The following is a 16,742-nucleotide window of genomic DNA, read 5'->3' on the forward strand; positions in this document are numbered from 1 at the left end:
TGGTTCGGCCGCCCCGGGCCATAGGATTGCCGTGGAGGCGCTCGCCTTCGTCCCGTTGCACATTCAAGGAGTTGTCACCATGGCAGTCACCACCAGAAGCGCAAGCACCGTTTGGACCGGCGACCTGGCCTCCGGGTCAGGGGCAACCACGTTCGAGACCTCAGGCCTCGGCACGTTCCCCGTTACCTGGCGGGCTCGCACGGAGGAAGCCGAGAGCAAGACCAGCCCGGAGGAGCTGATCGCCGCGGCCCATGCATCCTGCTTCTCAATGTCACTAAGCAACATCCTCAAGCAGGCCGGCCACGTCGCCGAGAAGCTGGAAACCACCGTCGAGGTGGACTTCGACACCACCGACGGTGCCAAGATCAGCGGCATCCGGCTGACGCTCAAGGCCACGATCCCGGGACTTGATGTCACGGAATTCCAAAAGCTTGCAAACGCCGCCAAGGAAGGCTGCCCGGTGTCCGTCGCTCTGGCGGCAGTCCCTTCCATCACCCTTGACGCCCACCTGAACTAGCCACAGTTCTGGCGGTGGGGCGGGGGCGGGGCGGCGGCCCCCCCCCCCCCCCCCCGCCTCGAGGATTTTCGCTCCCTTGCGTTACCGACCGGTGTCACATGAAACCGAGAACGAGCGACGAGCGGTACATTTTCCGCGACCAGCGGTTGATGCCGGACGAAATGGCAAATCGATTGGACTTGTCTTGATCAATTTGTCACCATTTCTTCATGTCAACTGATCGAAACGTACAACCAAAGCCCGGACTGGATGCCGAAGAGCGCAGCGCCAAGATTGCCGTGACCCTCTTCCCGCTCCTGGTCCTGGCCGGCGGGGCCATTGCCCTGTTGACCCCGGAAACCTTCAGCGGATTCTCCAAGGCCATCAATCCGTTGCTGATGGTCATCATGTTCGGCATGGGCCTGACCTTGACGCTGCCCGACTTTGCGCTGGTCGTGCGCAAGCCGCTGCCGGTGCTTCTGGGTGTTGTGGCGCAGTACGTGATCATGCCGCTGCTGGGCCTGGGAATTTCGATGCTGCTGCAGCTTCCTCCGGCCCTGGCCGCCGGTGTCATCCTGGTCGGCTGTGCGCCGGGCGGGACCGCCTCGAACGTGGTGACCTACCTGGCCAAGGGCGACGTGGCCCTTTCGGTGACGATGACCTCGATCTCCACCCTGTTGGCCCCCATCTTCACCCCGCTGCTGACCCTGTGGCTGGCCGGGCAGTACCTGCCGGTTGATGCCGGGTCGATGGCCAAGTCGATCGTGCAGATCGTGCTGATCCCCGTGGTCCTGGGCCTGGTGCTGCGCGTGATCCTGCCGCGCCTGGTTGCCCAGGTGCTCCCGGCCCTTCCCTGGGTCTCGGTCATCGCCATCACCGGTGTGGTGCTCATCGTGGTTGCCGGCAGCGCCGCCGCCATCTTCAGCGCCGGTGCGCTGATCCTGCTTGCGGTCATCCTGCACAACGCCGGAGGCATTGCATTGGGTTACGGAACCGCCAAGCTCTTCAAGCAGCCCATTGCGACCCGCCGCACCATGGCCATCGAGGTCGGGATGCAGAACTCCGGCCTGGCCTCCGGCCTGGCAAAGACCTACTTCACTCCCGAGGCGGCCCTGCCCGGCGCGGTGTTCTCGGTCTGGCACAACCTCTCCGGTGCGATCATCGCCGCCATCTGGCGCCGCAGCAGCGCCAAGAACGCCGAGCGCGACGCACAAGCCGCGGAGCTTGCGGCAAAGTAGTCAACGGCCGATCCGACTATCCGAAGGTTCCCTCCTCGCGCCGCAAGGCATGCGAGCGGGGAACCTTTGGCATTTGGTGGCGGTAGGCAATGCACTGCTTGGGCGGGCGACGAAGTCTTCTGGCCTAGTCGATGCCGGTATCCAAGACCGTGGGCTTCACCGGGTTGCCTTTGCCGCGGCGTGAGCGTGCGCGCCCATAGGCGCTACGTGAATTCTGTTTCCACCACCACCAGTCGGCGTGTGAGGCGGCCCTGCGCAGGAGCTCCTTGCTGAGCGGAGCAAACCCACTGGCGACGAGATCTTGGTGGATGTCCTCGGCTGCGCCATAGGCCATGGACTTCCACTGCTTGCGGCTGCGCACGCCGTGGCGGTGGTCCTTGCACCACGCGTTGAGCCGGCTAAACAGCTCTGCTCCTGTGTCCATTTCTGCTTCACCTTGCAGATTCCGGCCGCGGTCGGATTCATGCCCTGCTCCTTGCGGCCTTTCCGAACGGCTTGGATGACAACACTCGCCATTGCCCCAAGGCGTCGTTCCATGCCCTAAATCTAGTTCGGAAGTTCCCGGGTGGAAACATCCTGGCGGGCCTATCCGTCAAAGGACGCCGGCAGCACATCCCGGTGCGGAGCGAGGGACACCACTTCCAGCCGAAGGTCTTGGTGCAATGCGCGGAACACGTCGGGTTCCGCGGCAATGACCAGTGAATCCGGGTAGAGGCCCGTGCCCCAGGCAAAGGCCTGCCGGGGATCCTCGATGAACTCCGGGACGTGATCCCGGACGCCAGCCGGGGTCCACGTAGCCGATGCGGATACACCCATGGCCGCGAACTCCACCGACCCGGAAACGGCCCCTGGGGATCTGGTGAACGTCATGTTCGATGCCGTCGAGGCCGGAAAACATGAGGTTCTTGCCGATGAAGTATCAATGCAGCTCAAGGAAGGGTTAAGTGCCCTGCTCGAGGCGGTGTACACCCAGTTGGGCCGCATGTCCGAGTAAACGGCACCGTGGAGTGCTGTCGGTTGATGCATCATGCCGGCGGTACTCCACGGCGAAGTCTGGAATGTTCCCCGCCCGGCGACTTGCCACTTCAGGAGCCGGCGGGATTATTTGCCTTGGTGTCGTCGCTGGCAGGAGTCAACTCCTGATTGGTCCCCGCGGTGGTTCAAATGGACTTCGGCTCGACATAGGTATCGCCGGAAGCGGTGCCGCGGACGAAGTCAACATCCTCATGACCCACCATCACGCCGTCATCGTCTATCAGTGCCGCTCGCACATGCTTTTGGGTGTCGCGAGTCATCGGAAATACGCTCGAGCCTCGTCCTCGTGGGACATGCTCCTCGCCCCACTGCTGCATCGCTACCAGCACAATCTTCAGCTCATCACCTGCTGCGGTCAGCTCGTAGGCGTCGCGCGTGCGTTGTCCGGGTTCTTGATACGGGACTTTTTCCAAGACGCCATGCTCGACCAGCATGTTCAGCCTTGCACTGAGAATATCGGTTGCGATTCCCAGGGAATCTCGAAATTGAGCGAACGTACGCCGCCCCAAGAGTGCTTCACGCAGCAGGAGGAAGCTCCAAGAATCAGTGAGCACCCCCAGACTTCTGGCGATGGCGCAATGGCTATCCAGCGCGTTGGCGAGCGTTCGCGACTTTCGTGGCATGCTTCAACCCTATCCTGACTCTTCGTAGCCAATTCAGCCGTGATCGATGTCGATTGGCCGGGCCCGCTGACCATATCCCGTGGCCGGAGTGCTCCCGGAGTGCTCCCGGAGTGCTCCCGGAGTGCCGCGGGTGAAGCAAGTCCGGACTACGAGGGAGCTAGTTGCAGTTCCCCTCGGCCAAAGGAAAAGTTCTCTTTCGGGACCGGAATTAATGCGATGAAAACGTCGTCGCCGCTGATCTGCAACGCGCCTGCCGCATTCCGGCATATCGCCTTTCCCAGCGCTTTCTTGTCCGACAAGGAGCGCTCGGCGGTGAAGAGAACGGAAATGATGATCGCGTCGGCGCTGCGTTGCATGCCCATGTAGCCAGGATCAAGGAAAAGTTCGTCACTCTGGTGGGATGTAATCGTCACGAATTGATCCTCGGCTGGAATGCCAAGCGCTTCATTGAGGGCCTGCGGCAATGAACGAGCAAGAGTGCGTTTCTGATCCGAGGTGAAGCGGTCGGCTGGGAGATGCACCTGGAAAACCGGCGTGGTCAAGGCTCCTCACAAAGTTGATGTGCGCCCCAGCGTCAGTGGTCCTGGGTTGCTAGTACAAAGTTAGCCCGGGTATTGTCAGGAAACAACCACTCGTGTCAGAACGCCTTCCTGTGAAGGCATCAAAACCTGAGAGCCCCTGAACGTCGAGAAAAACCGGAGAACAGCCAATGACGCCAACACCCGCGAATCCGCCGAACCGTTCACGCACCATCAGTTATCACAGTCCCGAAGACGACAGATCGAAACTGTTCGAACAGACCGGACTCGAGCAATTGCGCGCACTGGCTGACGGTCGGATCCCGCCACCACCGATGAACAGCCACGTGGGACTGGAGATCATCTCCGTTGCCGATGGTGATGTCCTGATGAGCGCGCAGCCCGATGACTCGCATTACAACCCGATCGGATCTGTCCACGGCGGATTTTTTGCGACGGTGCTGGACTCGGTGGCCGGATGCGCGGTGCATAGCACCTTGCCCGCAGGAGTCGGGTACACGAGCCTGGAAATCAAGGTGTCGTTCCTTCGACCGATCACCGCCGAAACCGGAGCCGTCACTGCCCATGGCTGGGTGACCCGCCGCGGCAGGAGCGCCACGTTCGCCGACGCCGATCTGCGCGACAGCGGCGGACGTGTACTGGCCACCGCATCGAGCACCTGCCTGATCATCCACCCCGACCCCGCCCGATGACCCACTCCGGCACGACCCAGGCCACGCAGCCCGCCCGAGGAACGGGCCGACTGGGAAAGCGCGGAGCGTTTTGGTCCGCGGCTTCGGTGCTCGCCCTGGTGCTCTGGTCTTCCGGAGCACCAAGCGTGCTGTACCCCATCTACGCCGCGCAGTGGGATCTGAGCCCGCTCGTCATCACCACGGTGTTCGCCACCTACCAGCTCGCACTGGTCCTTGTCCTGCCACTCTTTGGGAACCTCTCCGATCGATTCGGCAGGCGACTTATCATGATGGCAGGCATTGGGCTCATCGCCGCGTCGGCGATCGTCTTTGCCGTGGCACCTCACGTCGCGTTCCTGTTCGTCGGACGCGTGTTGCAAGGCGCCGGCGCCGGACTGGCGATGGGGGCGGGGACGGCGTCGCTGATTGAAAACAACACCAGCGCCAGCCCTCGATTCGCCAGTTCCATGGCGACCGTGGCCACTGCGACCGGACTCACGCTTGCTCTCGTGCTTGGAGGGTTAGTCGCACGGTTCGTCCCGCTGCCCCTGTTCTGGAGCTACATCGTCCTGCTCATCCTGTGCTGCGCATCAATCGCTGCCCTGCTGTGTACCCCGGACGACAGGCCAAGCGGTGTCCAACGATGGCGACCGCAGGCTCCCGGCGTGCCCCGAGGCATTCGGCTACAGCTCTCCATCGCCACCCTATCGGTGTCCCTGGCCTACTGTGTTGGCGCGATCTTCCTCTCACTCGGCGCGCATATGATCACCGCGTTCACCCACACCGGAAACACCGCGATCGTCGGTGTCCTGCTCGGATGCTCGGCGGCGGCCATCGGCATCACCGCACTTTTCCTCTCCCGTGTCCGGGCATACGTCTCGGTCACGGTGGGTGCGGCCCTGACGCTCCTCAGCCTCGGACTCATGGCCGCCGCCAGTGCCTTCGGGTCCATCTTGCTCTTCCTCGGCTGGTGTGTCATCGGCGGAATCGCCTACTCCTTCGCTTTCACCGGAGGGCTCGGTCTCATCAACCAGGCCGCTCCCGAACGTCAGCGCGGCGCGACACTGTCCCTGCTCTATTTGCTCGCTTACACGTTCCAGGCAGTTACCGCTATCGGCGTTGGCGCGCTGGCTACCACCAGCACGCTCAGCGCCGCGGTCGGTGTCGCCGCGCTGGCATTGGCCGGCCTCAGTACCTCCCTGCTCGTGCTCATGGTCCTCGAGAACAGGGTGAGAAGATCGGGCCACAGCCCATCCAGCCCCGCGTCCAGGCGCACTTGATCCACACCTCCGCTTGCAAAACAAAGGAGAAGCCCGGAACACCTTGGCCCGGTCCGTCCTCTTCAATCATCTTGGAGAGATCCGTGATCGATCCTTCAAACAGCAGCGCTACCGCGCCTCAGGGCTGAAACTTCTCACCGCGGCCATCGTTGTCTGGAACACGGTCTATGTCGACCGCACCATCACCACCTTGAATCAGGAAGGCAAGGCCACGGACCCTTCGCTGCTGCAGTTCCTCTCACCCCTGCGAGGACCGGGATGCGAAAAAGGTTTCGTGGGCCCGGAAGATTCTCCGGCCCCACGAAACCCGTCGTTGCCCCGCGCAGCGGGCCTACTTCGCGACGAGGTCGTTCGGGTAGCGGATCCCCAACTGGTGGCGGATCCCGTCGAACATTGCCATGGTGTTGACCGAGTGCTCCCACGGCATGGTGGGGGACTCGTTCAGGCCCTGCTGGATGCACCGGGTGACCTCGCGGAACTCGAATGTGTAGTTCTGGCCCACCGGCTCGAAGACCTCGGTCCGCGCGGGGCCGTCGGCCGGGTGGATGAAGAGCTTCGTGGGGTTGTGCAGCGGCGCGTTGGTGCCCAGCCAGCCATTGGTGCACGCGACCCTGGCTTCCTTGGTCGGGGAGCTGGTCAGCGACACCATGAGCTGGGCGTGGCGCACGCCCGTGTAGCCCAGGGTGATGGCCGTCTGGATGTCGACACCGTCGTCGTTGAGGTCGCTGCTGGCCTGCACCGAGGTGGGGAAGCCAAATGCGGCAATGGCCCAGGTGAGCGGGTAGACCGCCATGTCCAGCAGCGCACCGCCGCCGGCGGCCGGATCGTAGAGGCGCCACGTCGGGTCGTAGGGCGCCACGAAACCGAGGTCCGCCTGGACCCAGGACGGTTCCCCGAGCTCGCCGGATTCCAGGATCTCCAGGGCCCGGCCGAACGCCGGGGTGAAGCGGGACCAGAGGGCTTCCATGAGGAAGAGGTCGCGTGCCTCGGCCTCGGCCACCAGGGCCCGGGCCTCGGTGGCGTTGATGGTCAACGATTTCTCGCACAACACGTGCTTGCCGGCCTTCAGCGCGGCCATGGCGATCTCGAAGTGCTGCCCGTGCGGGGTGCCGATGTAGACGGCGTCGATTTCCGGTTCGGCAAACATGTCGTGGTAGGAGCCATAGGCCCAGTCGATGTCATGTTCGTCGGCGAAGGCGCGGGCGCGTTTCTCGCTGCGCGAGGAAACCGCCATGACGTTGGCGTCCTCCAGCGACTTGAGGTCGGCGATGACGTTTCCGACGATGCGTCCGGTGGAGACGACGCCCCAGTTCAGTGTGCGGCCCGTGGCCTTGATAGGCGAGGGGGCTCCCGGGTGGGCGGTGGGTGGTGCCTGGATGTAACTGACCATCGCTTGTGTGCTCCCTATTCAGTGGGCGGATGTTGACCTAGCGTGCGGCGTTGGCCTCACGGTGCTTTGCCGCCAGCACCAGGTAGTGGGCGGCGTTCTCCTTCAGGTTCTCCACCTCCTCGTCGCTCAGTTCGCGGCGGACCTTGGCCGGGACCCCGGCAACCAGCGAGCGCGGGGGGACCTGGGTTCCCTCGAGCACCAGGGCGCCGGCGGCCACCAGGGAGTTCTCCCCGATGACGGCACCGTTCATGATGGTCGCGCTCATGCCGATGAGGCAGTCGTTGCCCACGGTGGCCCCGTGGACCACGGCGGAGTGGCCCACCGAGACGCGCTCGCCGATGGTGCAGGGGTAGCCGGTGTCGGCGTGCAGTACGACGTTGTCCTGGAGGTTTGTGCCCTCCTTGACGGTGATGGTGTCCGAGTCCCCGCGGGCCGAGACGCCGTAGAAGGCACTGGCGTTGGCGCCCAGGGAAACGTCCCCGGAAAGCGTTGCGGTAGGTGCCACGAAAGCGGTGGGGTCGACGGACGGGGTAATCGAATCAATGGTGATGATGTGAGCCATGGCACCCACTCTAGCCGTTGGCCGGCAGGGCCAATGGTTGGTGACACGACGTGGCAATACCCGGGTCTCGGCGGCCCATGGGCGTGCTTACCCGAAGGTGCCGATCGGCCGCCCGGGGTTGGCATCGCGCCGGTCGGGTCCGGTCGGCTTCGCGTGGGACCGGAGCCCGGTGGCCAGCTCCGTGGCCAAGCGGATAGTGTTGTCCTTCGGCTCCGCGCCACGGGGCCGCGGAACCGGACATGGTGTTTGGACGCAAGGGAACGGGAGCAGCTGGGACGATGTGGCCGCAGCACAAGGTCGAGGTTTACGAGCAAATGGTCGCGGCACTTCTGGGCACGCTCGAGGAGCAGGCGGATGACATTCCTCCCCGCCTCCGGGAGAAGCTGGACGGAATCATCAGCTCGGCGGTCCACACCATCGAAAACGCGCCCGAGATTGTGGCGGTGGGGCTTCCGGAGCTCGAACCCGATGCCCTCGGGCCGACCCCGGTCGAGCACATGGAAGCCGAGCCCGTGGTGGATGAGCCCGCGGGTCTCGAGACCGTGGCGGCCGAACCCGTCGGGGCTCCTGCCAAGCCCGCCACCGACCCCTTCCGCCATGGCGCACACGCCGAGGCCAACAGGCTGACCAAGGCCAAGCAGCTGGCCCGGTGGCTCTGGGACAGGGACATCAAGGGCGAGCAGGTGCTGGGCTTCACCAACAAGTGGCGCAACAAGATTGCCCGCGCGGCCGGGGTCAACCCGCCCTCCACCCTGGAAACCTGGACAGTCGCGGTTGAGCTGATGGAGCGCATGCAGCAACTGGCCGATTCGGGAACCCAGCCCGAGGCCAGCGAGCGCCACCACCTGGACGAGCACGAACAGTGGGCCAACGAAAGCTAGCCTGGATGGGTGGCCCAGTGAAGGGCCGCGCCGCAGTGTTCCGGATGCCAGGGCGGCCGCCTCTTCGTCCCGGGGGATCATTCTTCACGACGCGCACACGCCGCGCACGGAAACCTCCCGACCGCTGGTGGCATGATGGACGCATGAGCGAAAACGAAGACCCCACGCTGCGTTCCGTCGAGCTGACCCGTACCGCAACGGGCCGTTACACGGCGCGCAATGCCGCGGGTGCGGAAATCGAGTTTGGCCAAGACGAAGGGCTGCTGAGCCCGGTGGAGCTGCTGCTGTCGGCGATCGCCGGCTGCTCGTCCATCGACGTCGACACGGTGACGGCCCGCAGCGCCGAGCCCACGGACTTCAGGGTCAAGGCAACCGGCCGCAAGGTGGTCGAGGACGGTGCCAACCGCATGGAGGGGCTGCACCTGTCCTTCAACCTGGCCTTCCCGGACACGGCCGAGGGACAGAAGGCCGCCGGCCTGGTCGAACGCCTGGTGGACCTCTCGCACGAGAAGTACTGCACAGTGTCACGCACGGTGGAGCGCGGCACCCCCGTCACGAACGAGGTCCACGTAGGGCTCGGCGACGCCAAGGGCTGACAAGACCGCCGGACGGAGTCCCGGCGGACCCTGAACGGGCGCAGGCCACCCAACCGGTGCTGGACCCGGGCCCAGGGCCACGCCCTGCAAACGCGACCGCAGTGTCTAGGAGAAGACCACGGTGCGGTAGCCGTCGAGCATGACCCGGCGCTCGGCATGCCAGGCCACGGCGCGGGTCAGCGTGCGGCCCTCCACGTCGCGGCCCATGGCCACGAACTGCTCGGCCGTGCGTGCATGGTCCACGCGGATGACCTCTTGCTCGATGATCGGTCCCTCGTCCAGGTCCGCGGTCACGTAGTGGGCGGTGGCGCCGATGAGCTTCACCCCGCGGGCGTGGGCCTGGTGGTAGGGCTTGGCCCCCTTGAAGGAGGGCAGGAACGAGTGGTGGATGTTGATGGCGCGGCCGTTGAGCGCGCGGCACAGGTCATCGGAGAGGATCTGCATGTAGCGGGCCAGCACCACCAGCTCGATGTCGTGCTCCTCGACCAGGGCCAGCAGCCGGGCCTCGGCCTCCGCCTTGGTTGCGGAGGTGACCGGCACGTGGATGAACTCGATGCCGTGGAAGTCCGCCATGGGCTTCAGGTCCAGGTGGTTGGAGACAATCACCGGGATGTCCACCGGCAGGGTCCCGGCGCGCTGCGAGTAGAGCAGGTCGTTGAGCGCGTGGCCCTCCTTGGACACCATGATCAGCGTCCGCACCCGCGAACCGGCGGCGGTGACCTTCACTTCCATGGCGAACTGGTCCTTGACCGGGTCCAGGGCTACGCGCAGCGCGTCGAGGTCCTGGTCGGTCGCCACGGCGATGCGCATGAAGAAGTTGTGCGTCTCCGGGCTTTCGAATTGCTGTGACTCGGTGATGTTGCAACCGGCGCTCAGCAAGGCTCCCGAGACGGCATGGACGATGCCCGGGCGGTCGGGGCATGACAGGGACACAATGAATTCGTTGGTGCTCACGGAGATTACGCTACATGCAGCTTTCGCCGTGGCTGAACTTGGCAGGAAAATGAAGCATTCCTAGCCCGCGCCCACGACCTCTGCCTCACGTGAATCCAACACCCGCCCTGCGGCAACCGCGGCGGCACGGCCGGCGCGGGTCGCCCCGATGGTGGAGGCCGAGGCGCCGTAGCCCACCATGAAAAGCCCCGGCACCTTGGTGACGGTGACCGCGTCCTCGGCCATGACGATGCCCCCGCCGGGCTCACGCAGCCCCAGGGGAGCCAGATGGTCAAGGGAGGCGCGGAATCCGGTGGCCCACAGGATCACGTCGATGTCCTCGGTGGTGCCATCGGTGAAGGTGACGGAGCGGGCGGCGAGCGAGTCGATGCCGCCGCGGGAAACCAGCACCCCGGAGTCGATGCCTTCCCGGTAGAAATCCGTCAGCGGCAGGCCCGTCACCGAGACCACGGATCGCGGGGTCAGGCCGGCCCGGGTGCGGTCATTGACGTTGGCCTCCACCTCGATGCCCCAGGACTTGTCCTGCGGCGCTTGCCTCCACTGCGGTGCCTGCCGGGTGGACCACAGCGTGTCGATGCCCAGGGCGGAAAACTGCAGCAGGAACTGCGCGGCGCTGGTGCCGCCGCCCACCACCAGAACCCGCTTGCCCAGGAACTGCTCGGGTGCCGTGAAGTCGCGGGTGTGCAGCTGGCGCCCGGTGAACTCGCGGGCACCGGGGTAGTAGGGCCAGTACGGCTTGTCCCAGGTTCCGGTGGCGTTGATGAGCGTGGCGGCGTGGACCTGGCGGCCGTCGGTGGAGGTGATGGTGAAGCCCTCGGCAAGCGAGCCGGTGACGGACTTGGCCTTGAAGGGGCGGATCACCGGGAGCGCGAATGCCGATTCGTAGTCCCCGTAGTAGCGGGTGACCACCGCGGAAGCCGGCTCGGAGGGGTCCGGTGTGTCCAATTCCATACCGGGGAGCGAGTGCAGGCCGTGGGCGCGATCGAAGGTCAGGGAGTCCCAGCGGTGGCGCCAGGCGCCACCGGGACCCTCATTGGCATCCAGCACCACGAAGTCCCGGAAAGGGGCCATTCCCTTGCGTCTTAGGTGGTGGGCGGCCGAAAGGCCTGCCTGACCGGCACCGATGACGACCGTACGTAGCTGCTCACCCATGGACTGCATTCCGGCTGGTCCTCCTCGAAGCACGTGGTTGTTGAAGATACAACTGTCACCCGGTGTAACAGTCTGGTCCGCGCGCCTATTCCGACTAATATTGAAGGGTGTCGCAACTGGCGTTGGGTGGGATGAACCACCGGGGAACGGCACATGAGCTAACCACGGACCGCGCGCCTGGGTCCGGGGGTTGAATGATTCGCAATGTGACCCTGCCCGAAGACCAACCCTCACCCACCGGAGTTCAACACCATGAGCAAGAATCCCGTGACCAACCAATCCCTCGCCGAGCTCGACCCGGAAATCGCCGAGGTCCTGAAGCTTGAGTTGGGCCGCCAGCGCGACACCCTGGAAATGATCGCCTCCGAGAACTTTGCGCCGCGCGCGGTGCTCGAGGCGCAGGGGTCGGTGCTGACCAACAAGTATGCCGAGGGCTACCCGGGCCGCCGCTACTACGGCGGCTGCGAGCACGTGGACGTGGCCGAGAACCTGGCCATCGAGCGCGTGAAGTCCCTCTTTGGCGCCAAGTTCGCCAACGTCCAGCCGCACTCCGGTGCCTCGGCCAACGCCGCGGCCCTTTCGGCCATGATCGCGCCCGGCGACAAGATCCTTGGCCTGTCCCTGGCCCACGGCGGGCACCTGACCCACGGCATGAAGCTGAACTTCTCCGGAAAGCTCTACAAGGTAGCCGCCTACGAAGTCGATCCGGAAACCTTCCGCGTAGACATGGACAAGCTCCGCGCCCAGGCCATCGCCGAGAAGCCGCTGGTCATCATCGCCGGCTGGTCCGCCTACCCGCGCCAGCTCGACTTCGCCGCCTTCCGTGCCATCGCCGACGAGGTCGGTGCCAAGCTCTGGGTGGACATGGCCCACTTCGCCGGACTGGTCGCCGCCGGACTGCACCCGAACCCGGTGCCCTTCGCCGACGTCGTCACCTCCACGGTGCACAAGACCCTTGCCGGTCCGCGCTCGGGACTCATCCTGACCAATGACGCCGACCTGGCCAAGAAGATCAACTCCAACGTCTTCCCCGGCCACCAGGGCGGACCGCTGATGCACGCCATCGCCGGCAAGGCCGTGGCCTTCAAGATCGCCGCGGGCGAGGAATTCAAGCAGCGCCAGGTGCTCACCCTCGAGGGTGCCAGGATCCTGGCCGAGCGCCTGACCGCCGAGGACGTCACCGGCGCCGGCGTCTCGGTGCTCACCGGCGGCACCGACGTGCACCTGGTCCTGGTGGACCTGCGCAACTCGGAGCTTGACGGCAAGCAGGCCGAGGACCTGCTGCACGAAATCGGCATCACCGTTAACCGCAACTCGGTCCCCTTCGACCCGCGCCCGCCGATGACCACCTCGGGCCTGCGCATCGGCACCCCGGCCCTGGCCACGCGCGGCTTCGACGCCGCGGCGTTCACCGAGGTCGCCGACATCATTGGTGTCGCCCTGCGTGACGGACAGAGCGCCGACAAGGCGGCCCTGGCCGCCCGCGTCAACGCCCTGGCCAAGGCCTTCCCGCTCTACGAGGGCCTCGAAGACTGGTAAACGGCCACCGGCCACCCAAGCACCACCTGCACCATGCGCACACGGGAACAATTTCTTGAAACGGAGCACCACAAACACATGACTGCACAGATTCTTGACGGCAAGGCCACCGCAAAGGCCCTCAAAGCCGAACTGACCGAACGCGTGGCCAAACTGGCCGAACGCGGCGTCACCCCGGGCCTCGGCACCATCCTGGTCGGATCCGACCCGGGGTCGACCTGGTACGTCGGCGGCAAGCACAAGGACTGCGCCGAGGTCGGCATCAAGTCGATCCGCGTGGACCTGCCGGAGGACACCACCCAGGACGAGCTGCTGGCCAAGGTCCGCGAGCTGAACGAGAACCCGGAATGCACCGGCTACATCGTCCAGCTGCCGCTGCCCAAGCACATCGACCAGGACACCATCCTGGAAGCCATGGACCCGGCCAAGGACGCCGACGGCCTGCACCCGATGAACCTGGGACGCCTGGTCGCCAACGTCAACCGCCCGATGACCTCGCCGCTTCCCTGCACCCCCAAGGGCTGCGTGGAGCTGTTGGCCCGCCACGACATCGACCTGAACGGCAAGAACGTCTTGGTCGTCGGCCGCGGCGTGACCATCGGCCGCCCGATCGGGCTGCTGCTGACCCGCCGCGACGTCAACGCGACGGTCACCCTGGCCCACACCGGCACCACCGACCTGGCCCAGCACCTCGCCGAGGCCGACGTGGTCATCGCCGCCGCGGGCCAGCCGCACATGATCAAGGCCAAGGACCTCAAGCCCGGCGCGATCGTGCTGGACGTGGGCGTCTCGCGCGTCAACGACGAGAACGGCAAAGCGGTTGTCACCGGCGACGTGGAACCGGCCGCCTACGAGGTTGCGTCCTGGATCTCCCCGAACCCGGGCGGCGTGGGCCCAATGACCCGTGCCATGTTGCTGGCCAACGTGGTCGAGTCCGCGGAGCGCGCGGCCGGAATCTAGGCTCGGCACCACTCAACGGCACGGTCCGGGTGTTCTCCCCTTCACCTGAAGGGGAGAACACCCGGGCCGTTTGTCTTTTCCCAGATGGCAGTCGGTTTGGCTGCATAGGATGGGGCCCATGACCGCCGAAACCGCTTCCGCCCCGCGACGCACCATATCGGTGCGCATGCGATGGGTCATTGGGCTGCTGGCATTCGCTGCGGCTTGCTATGGGATCGTCGGCTGGTTGTATGACCGAACAATCCAGGATGCTGCCGGCAACCGGCTGATCTTTTATCTTGGGTGGCAAGTCGGCGATTTCGAGGCCCTGGCCTTTGCGCTCGGAGGGCTGGCCGCTGGCACGGTGTTGCTGCTGCTGATTGGGCCGCCAGTCGCACGAATCCGCAATAACGCAGTCTTTGCCGTCGTTCAGCTGCTGCTCTGCGCGGTGGGAGTCGTGCTGTTTCTCATCTGGGCAGCGGCCTGCCTCTTCATGATGATAGGTGCCGGAATGGGTTCGATGGATCCGGTTATCGCCCCGGACGGACAGCGGGTGCTCCTGGACCGCAACGTATCCGGTGGTGAAATCGACTCCGTCTGGGTCCCGCACTCGAGCTACATGTATGCGGAACTTCCCAACAGCAGCTTCCCGACCGAAAAATATGTCCAGACCGGGGACTGCACCCTGGAAGCACACACCAATCCCTGGGTCCTTTCCTGCCAGGGAATTCGACTGGTGCTCGACGGCAAGGACTAGAACAACCATGGGCGCCGCCGGCGCTCCGTACTCCCACCGGCGTATGCCGCATTACGGCCCCGGCCGGATGAACCCGGGGACGGACAACGAGTAGTCTCGTCTCATGATGAACCGACGCCGTCCTCCGCTGGGCATCCTGCCGGTGGCCGTGGCGGTCGTGCAATTGGTCGGAACCCACTTCGCCGCACGGCGGTTGGACGAGTCACTGCCGTGGGGTGCGGTCCTGCTCCTGCTGGCAGGCCCGGCCCTGCTGCTGTTGCGCCGCCGTGCTCCCGGCCCCATGGTTGCCGGCATCGGGTTGGTGACCGTCGGATACGTCGCGGCCGGCTTCCCGTGGGGCCCGTTTCCCTTGTCCTTTGCCGTCGGGCTGGTCCTGGCGGTCCTGGCCGGGGCCCGTTGGTGGGCCTGGGGGAGCGCCGCGGCAGCCGGGATAGCGTTCCTGCTGCTGGCCCTGCAACACGGGGAAAGCACCCGGGTCTTCTTCGTGCTGGTGTGGTTGATCGTCGTCCTGCTGGCGGGGGAGCTGGGCCGCAGCGCCAAGACGCGGCGGGACGAGTTCCGCCGGGCCGCCAGCGAGCGCGCCAGGCACCAGCGCGACGAGGAACGCCTCGTGCTGGCCAGGGACATCCACGACGTCGTGGCCCATTCGCTCTCCATGATCAATGTGCAGGCCTCCGTGGCGTTGCACCTGGCCAAGAAGGACGGCGACACCGGGGGCATGCTCGAGGCCCTGGAGAACATCAAGTCAGGATCCAAGGAAGCCCTCTCCGAGGTGCGCGAGGTGCTTGCGGTCCTGCGCCAGGACGCGCCGCGGGTTCCCAGCCAGCGGCTGGAACAACTCGACGAGCTGATCGCTCGGGTCCGCGGCGCCAACCTCTCCATCACCTTCACCCCGCCGGTCCTGCCGCCACCGGACTGGGTCGACGAGCGCGTGGAGAACATCCTCTACCGGGTGGTGCAGGAGTCCCTGACCAACGTGGTGAGGCATGCCAAGGCAAGCCGCGTTGCCGTTGCCGTCGAACTCGATGACGGGCACGCGGCGGTCTCCGTGGCCGATGACGGGATCGGCATGGGCGCTGGCGACGAGGGAAATGGCATCGGCGGGATGCGCGAGCGCCTCGGCGCCCACGGCGGAAAGCTCACCATCGCCACGGGCCTTCCCGGGGGACCGGGAAGGCCCGGAACCCGGATCAACGCCCTGCTCCCGGCGCCGGGGGCACCCCATGCCTGATGCCCAAACACCGCCCGACACAAAGCCAGGGAGCCCCATGATCGGCCTTCTCATTGTTGATGACCAGTCGCTGATCCGGGCCGGCTTTTCCGCGCTACTGGGAGCCGAGGACGACATGCGGGTGCTCGGCCAGGCCTCCAACGGCGTGCAGGCGCTGGAACAGGCCCGCGCCCTGAAACCCGACATCGTGCTGATGGACATCCGCATGCCCCAGGGCGACGGCATCACGGCCGCGGCGGCCATCACCGCGGATCCGACGCTGGTACACACCCGGATCATCATGCTCACCACGTTCGAGCTCGACGACTACATCCTCGATTCCATCCGGGCCGGTGCCTCGGGATTCCTGGTCAAGGACACCGAGCCCGAGGAACTCATCGCGGCCGTGCGCATCGTCGCGGCGGGGGACTCGCTGCTCTCGCCCTCGGTGACCCGCAAGCTGCTGGCCCAGGTTGCCGCCACCACGCCGGTGCGGACCCCGATGCCAACCGCGGCGTTCGAAGTCCTGACCGAGCGCGAGCGCGAGGTCCTGATGCTCATCGGCACGGGCAAGAGCAACGCGGAAATCGCCGAGCAACTTTTCATCACCCCTCTGACGGCCAAGACCCACGTCTCGCGCATCATCGGGAAAATGGGCGTGCGCGACCGGACCGGGCTCGTGGTCATCGCCTACGAGAGCGGCCTGATCACCCCCGGTGCCCAGCCGGCTCCGCAGGCACCCCGGAGGAACCAGACCTAATCCAGGCAACGTCCGCGGCTGCACCTGCCGGAGTACGCCATGCACCCCAAGGTGTCTCCACCGGGCCGATGCGGCAAGGGGCGCCCAAGGAAGAAAGTGGATACATGAGGCGGAAGGCCT

General features: G+C 65.6%; 20 protein-coding genes and 1 pseudogene. 13 read left to right on the forward strand and 8 right to left on the reverse strand.

Features of this window, described 5'->3' with window-relative positions:
- The first annotated feature begins 79 nt into the window (after window positions 1-79).
- Together ACIPVK_RS01680 and ACIPVK_RS01685 are read left to right on the forward strand one after the other, a co-directional pair.
- Complete coding sequence (locus tag ACIPVK_RS01680) at window positions 80-517, forward strand: OsmC family peroxiredoxin (protein WP_407610243.1); 438 nt, start codon at window positions 80-82, stop codon at window positions 515-517.
- 209 nt (window positions 518-726) lie between these two features.
- Window positions 727-1,734 (forward strand): bile acid:sodium symporter family protein, encoded by a 1,008-nt coding sequence (locus ACIPVK_RS01685; protein ID WP_407610244.1) that lies wholly within the window; start codon window positions 727-729, stop codon window positions 1,732-1,734.
- Between the two features lie 124 nt (window positions 1,735-1,858).
- Here ACIPVK_RS01685 and ACIPVK_RS01690 read toward each other — a convergent pair whose 3' ends face one another.
- Together ACIPVK_RS01690 and ACIPVK_RS01695 are read right to left on the reverse strand one after the other, a co-directional pair.
- Window positions 1,859-2,158: a hypothetical protein gene (locus tag ACIPVK_RS01690; RefSeq protein ID WP_407610245.1), complete on the reverse strand. Its 300-nt coding sequence runs from the start codon at window positions 2,156-2,158 to the stop codon at window positions 1,859-1,861.
- Window positions 2,159-2,319: 161 nt separating this feature from the next.
- On the reverse strand, window positions 2,320-2,550 hold the full coding sequence (locus ACIPVK_RS01695) for a hypothetical protein (RefSeq protein WP_407610246.1): 231 nt from the start codon (window positions 2,548-2,550) through the stop codon (window positions 2,320-2,322).
- Between ACIPVK_RS01695 and ACIPVK_RS01700 the strand changes: the two genes are divergently transcribed.
- Window positions 2,549-2,728 (forward strand): hypothetical protein, encoded by a 180-nt coding sequence (locus ACIPVK_RS01700; protein WP_407610247.1) that lies wholly within the window; start codon window positions 2,549-2,551, stop codon window positions 2,726-2,728. The two genes, ACIPVK_RS01695 and ACIPVK_RS01700, sit on opposite strands and share 2 nt — an antisense overlap.
- A gap of 166 nt (window positions 2,729-2,894) precedes the next feature.
- On the opposite strand, the gene ACIPVK_RS01705 is transcribed toward ACIPVK_RS01700, so the two are convergent.
- The gene (locus ACIPVK_RS01705; protein WP_407610248.1) at window positions 2,895-3,392 is read right to left on the reverse strand and encodes a winged helix-turn-helix transcriptional regulator; all 498 of its coding nucleotides are present in this window, start codon (window positions 3,390-3,392) and stop codon (window positions 2,895-2,897) included.
- Between the two features lie 146 nt (window positions 3,393-3,538).
- Window positions 3,539-3,934: a tautomerase family protein gene (locus ACIPVK_RS01710; protein WP_407610249.1), complete on the reverse strand. Its 396-nt coding sequence runs from the start codon at window positions 3,932-3,934 to the stop codon at window positions 3,539-3,541.
- Window positions 3,935-4,101: 167 nt separating this feature from the next.
- On the opposite strand from ACIPVK_RS01710, the gene ACIPVK_RS01715 reads away from it, so the two are divergent.
- The 3 genes and pseudogenes from ACIPVK_RS01715 to ACIPVK_RS01725 form a co-directional block, all read left to right on the forward strand.
- Window positions 4,102-4,623 (forward strand): PaaI family thioesterase, encoded by a 522-nt coding sequence (locus tag ACIPVK_RS01715; RefSeq protein ID WP_407610250.1) that lies wholly within the window; start codon window positions 4,102-4,104, stop codon window positions 4,621-4,623.
- A complete protein-coding gene (locus ACIPVK_RS01720) occupies window positions 4,620-5,882 on the forward strand; it encodes an MFS transporter (RefSeq protein ID WP_407610251.1) in 1,263 nt (420 codons plus the stop codon). Before ACIPVK_RS01715 ends, ACIPVK_RS01720 begins: the two co-directional genes overlap by 4 nt.
- A 19-nt stretch (window positions 5,883-5,901) precedes the next feature.
- Window positions 5,902-6,129: pseudogene (locus tag ACIPVK_RS01725) on the forward strand (Tn3 family transposase); the annotation flags it as partial.
- An 84-nt stretch (window positions 6,130-6,213) separates the two neighbouring features.
- On the opposite strand, the gene ACIPVK_RS01730 reads toward ACIPVK_RS01725, so the two are convergent.
- Together ACIPVK_RS01730 and ACIPVK_RS01735 are read right to left on the reverse strand one after the other, a co-directional pair.
- Window positions 6,214-7,272 carry a Gfo/Idh/MocA family protein gene (locus ACIPVK_RS01730; RefSeq protein WP_407610252.1) on the reverse strand — a complete coding sequence of 353 codons (1,059 nt, stop codon included), beginning with the start codon at window positions 7,270-7,272 and terminating at the stop codon, window positions 6,214-6,216.
- Between the two features lie 37 nt (window positions 7,273-7,309).
- Complete coding sequence (locus ACIPVK_RS01735; RefSeq protein WP_217388570.1) at window positions 7,310-7,834, reverse strand: gamma carbonic anhydrase family protein; 525 nt, start codon at window positions 7,832-7,834, stop codon at window positions 7,310-7,312.
- A gap of 239 nt (window positions 7,835-8,073) precedes the next feature.
- Here ACIPVK_RS01735 and ACIPVK_RS01740 point away from each other — a divergent pair, with 239 nt between their 5' ends.
- A complete protein-coding gene (locus tag ACIPVK_RS01740; RefSeq protein ID WP_407610253.1) occupies window positions 8,074-8,715 on the forward strand; it encodes a hypothetical protein in 642 nt (213 codons plus the stop codon).
- Window positions 8,716-8,858: 143 nt separating this feature from the next.
- The gene (locus tag ACIPVK_RS01745) at window positions 8,859-9,311 is read left to right on the forward strand and encodes an OsmC family protein (protein WP_407610254.1); all 453 of its coding nucleotides are present in this window, start codon (window positions 8,859-8,861) and stop codon (window positions 9,309-9,311) included.
- Between the two features lie 105 nt (window positions 9,312-9,416).
- Here ACIPVK_RS01745 and purU read toward each other — a convergent pair whose 3' ends face one another.
- Both purU and ACIPVK_RS01755 read right to left on the reverse strand, forming a co-directional pair.
- Window positions 9,417-10,265 (reverse strand): formyltetrahydrofolate deformylase, encoded by an 849-nt coding sequence (purU, locus tag ACIPVK_RS01750; protein WP_407610255.1) that lies wholly within the window; start codon window positions 10,263-10,265, stop codon window positions 9,417-9,419.
- 60 nt (window positions 10,266-10,325) lie between these two features.
- Window positions 10,326-11,426 (reverse strand): flavin-containing monooxygenase, encoded by a 1,101-nt coding sequence (locus ACIPVK_RS01755; RefSeq protein WP_407610256.1) that lies wholly within the window; start codon window positions 11,424-11,426, stop codon window positions 10,326-10,328.
- 243 nt (window positions 11,427-11,669) lie between these two features.
- On the opposite strand from ACIPVK_RS01755, the gene glyA reads away from it, so the two are divergent.
- The 5 genes from glyA to ACIPVK_RS01780 all read left to right on the forward strand — a co-directional run bounded on the left by glyA (window position 11,670) and on the right by ACIPVK_RS01780 (window position 16,622).
- Window positions 11,670-12,956, forward strand: a complete 1,287-nt coding sequence (gene glyA, locus ACIPVK_RS01760) for a serine hydroxymethyltransferase (protein WP_407610257.1) — start codon at window positions 11,670-11,672, stop codon at window positions 12,954-12,956.
- Window positions 12,957-13,034: 78 nt separating this feature from the next.
- Complete coding sequence (locus ACIPVK_RS01765; RefSeq protein WP_407610258.1) at window positions 13,035-13,916, forward strand: bifunctional methylenetetrahydrofolate dehydrogenase/methenyltetrahydrofolate cyclohydrolase; 882 nt, start codon at window positions 13,035-13,037, stop codon at window positions 13,914-13,916.
- Between the two features lie 118 nt (window positions 13,917-14,034).
- A complete protein-coding gene (locus ACIPVK_RS01770; protein WP_407610259.1) occupies window positions 14,035-14,652 on the forward strand; it encodes a hypothetical protein in 618 nt (205 codons plus the stop codon).
- A gap of 103 nt (window positions 14,653-14,755) precedes the next feature.
- Window positions 14,756-15,883 carry a sensor histidine kinase gene (locus ACIPVK_RS01775; RefSeq protein ID WP_407610260.1) on the forward strand — a complete coding sequence of 376 codons (1,128 nt, stop codon included), beginning with the start codon at window positions 14,756-14,758 and terminating at the stop codon, window positions 15,881-15,883.
- 37 nt (window positions 15,884-15,920) lie between these two features.
- Window positions 15,921-16,622, forward strand: coding sequence for a response regulator (locus tag ACIPVK_RS01780; protein ID WP_407610261.1), 702 nt, complete (start codon window positions 15,921-15,923; stop codon window positions 16,620-16,622).
- Window positions 16,623-16,742: the final 120 nt, after the last annotated feature.

The sequence above is a fragment of the Paeniglutamicibacter sp. MACA_103 genome (assembly GCF_045798555.1).
In the GTDB taxonomy this organism is placed as follows: Bacteria; Actinomycetota; Actinomycetes; order Actinomycetales; family Micrococcaceae; genus Paeniglutamicibacter.

Excerpts from the sequence above, each read along its gene's own strand:
- ACIPVK_RS01695 (WP_407610246.1), bottom strand. The coding sequence starts at position 2,550 with ATGGGTGTATCCGCATCGGCTACGTGGACCCCGGCTGGCGTCCGGGAT.
- ACIPVK_RS01730 (WP_407610252.1), bottom strand. The coding sequence starts at position 7,272 with ATGGTCAGTTACATCCAGGCACCACCCACCGCCCACCCGGGAGCCCCC.
- ACIPVK_RS01680 (WP_407610243.1), top strand. The coding sequence starts at position 80 with ATGGCAGTCACCACCAGAAGCGCAAGCACCGTTTGGACCGGCGACCTG.
- ACIPVK_RS01720 (WP_407610251.1), top strand. The coding sequence starts at position 4,620 with ATGACCCACTCCGGCACGACCCAGGCCACGCAGCCCGCCCGAGGAACG.
- ACIPVK_RS01685 (WP_407610244.1), top strand. The coding sequence starts at position 727 with ATGTCAACTGATCGAAACGTACAACCAAAGCCCGGACTGGATGCCGAA.
- ACIPVK_RS01715 (WP_407610250.1), top strand. The coding sequence starts at position 4,102 with ATGACGCCAACACCCGCGAATCCGCCGAACCGTTCACGCACCATCAGT.
- ACIPVK_RS01690 (WP_407610245.1), bottom strand. The coding sequence starts at position 2,158 with ATGGACACAGGAGCAGAGCTGTTTAGCCGGCTCAACGCGTGGTGCAAG.
- ACIPVK_RS01735 (WP_217388570.1), bottom strand. The coding sequence starts at position 7,834 with ATGGCTCACATCATCACCATTGATTCGATTACCCCGTCCGTCGACCCC.
- ACIPVK_RS01705 (WP_407610248.1), bottom strand. The coding sequence starts at position 3,392 with ATGCCACGAAAGTCGCGAACGCTCGCCAACGCGCTGGATAGCCATTGC.
- ACIPVK_RS01770 (WP_407610259.1), top strand. The coding sequence starts at position 14,035 with ATGACCGCCGAAACCGCTTCCGCCCCGCGACGCACCATATCGGTGCGC.
- ACIPVK_RS01775 (WP_407610260.1), top strand. The coding sequence starts at position 14,756 with ATGATGAACCGACGCCGTCCTCCGCTGGGCATCCTGCCGGTGGCCGTG.
- glyA (WP_407610257.1), top strand. The coding sequence starts at position 11,670 with ATGAGCAAGAATCCCGTGACCAACCAATCCCTCGCCGAGCTCGACCCG.
- ACIPVK_RS01765 (WP_407610258.1), top strand. The coding sequence starts at position 13,035 with ATGACTGCACAGATTCTTGACGGCAAGGCCACCGCAAAGGCCCTCAAA.
- ACIPVK_RS01780 (WP_407610261.1), top strand. The coding sequence starts at position 15,921 with ATGATCGGCCTTCTCATTGTTGATGACCAGTCGCTGATCCGGGCCGGC.
- ACIPVK_RS01700 (WP_407610247.1), top strand. The coding sequence starts at position 2,549 with ATGGCCGCGAACTCCACCGACCCGGAAACGGCCCCTGGGGATCTGGTG.
- ACIPVK_RS01755 (WP_407610256.1), bottom strand. The coding sequence starts at position 11,426 with ATGCAGTCCATGGGTGAGCAGCTACGTACGGTCGTCATCGGTGCCGGT.
- ACIPVK_RS01745 (WP_407610254.1), top strand. The coding sequence starts at position 8,859 with ATGAGCGAAAACGAAGACCCCACGCTGCGTTCCGTCGAGCTGACCCGT.
- ACIPVK_RS01740 (WP_407610253.1), top strand. The coding sequence starts at position 8,074 with ATGGTGTTTGGACGCAAGGGAACGGGAGCAGCTGGGACGATGTGGCCG.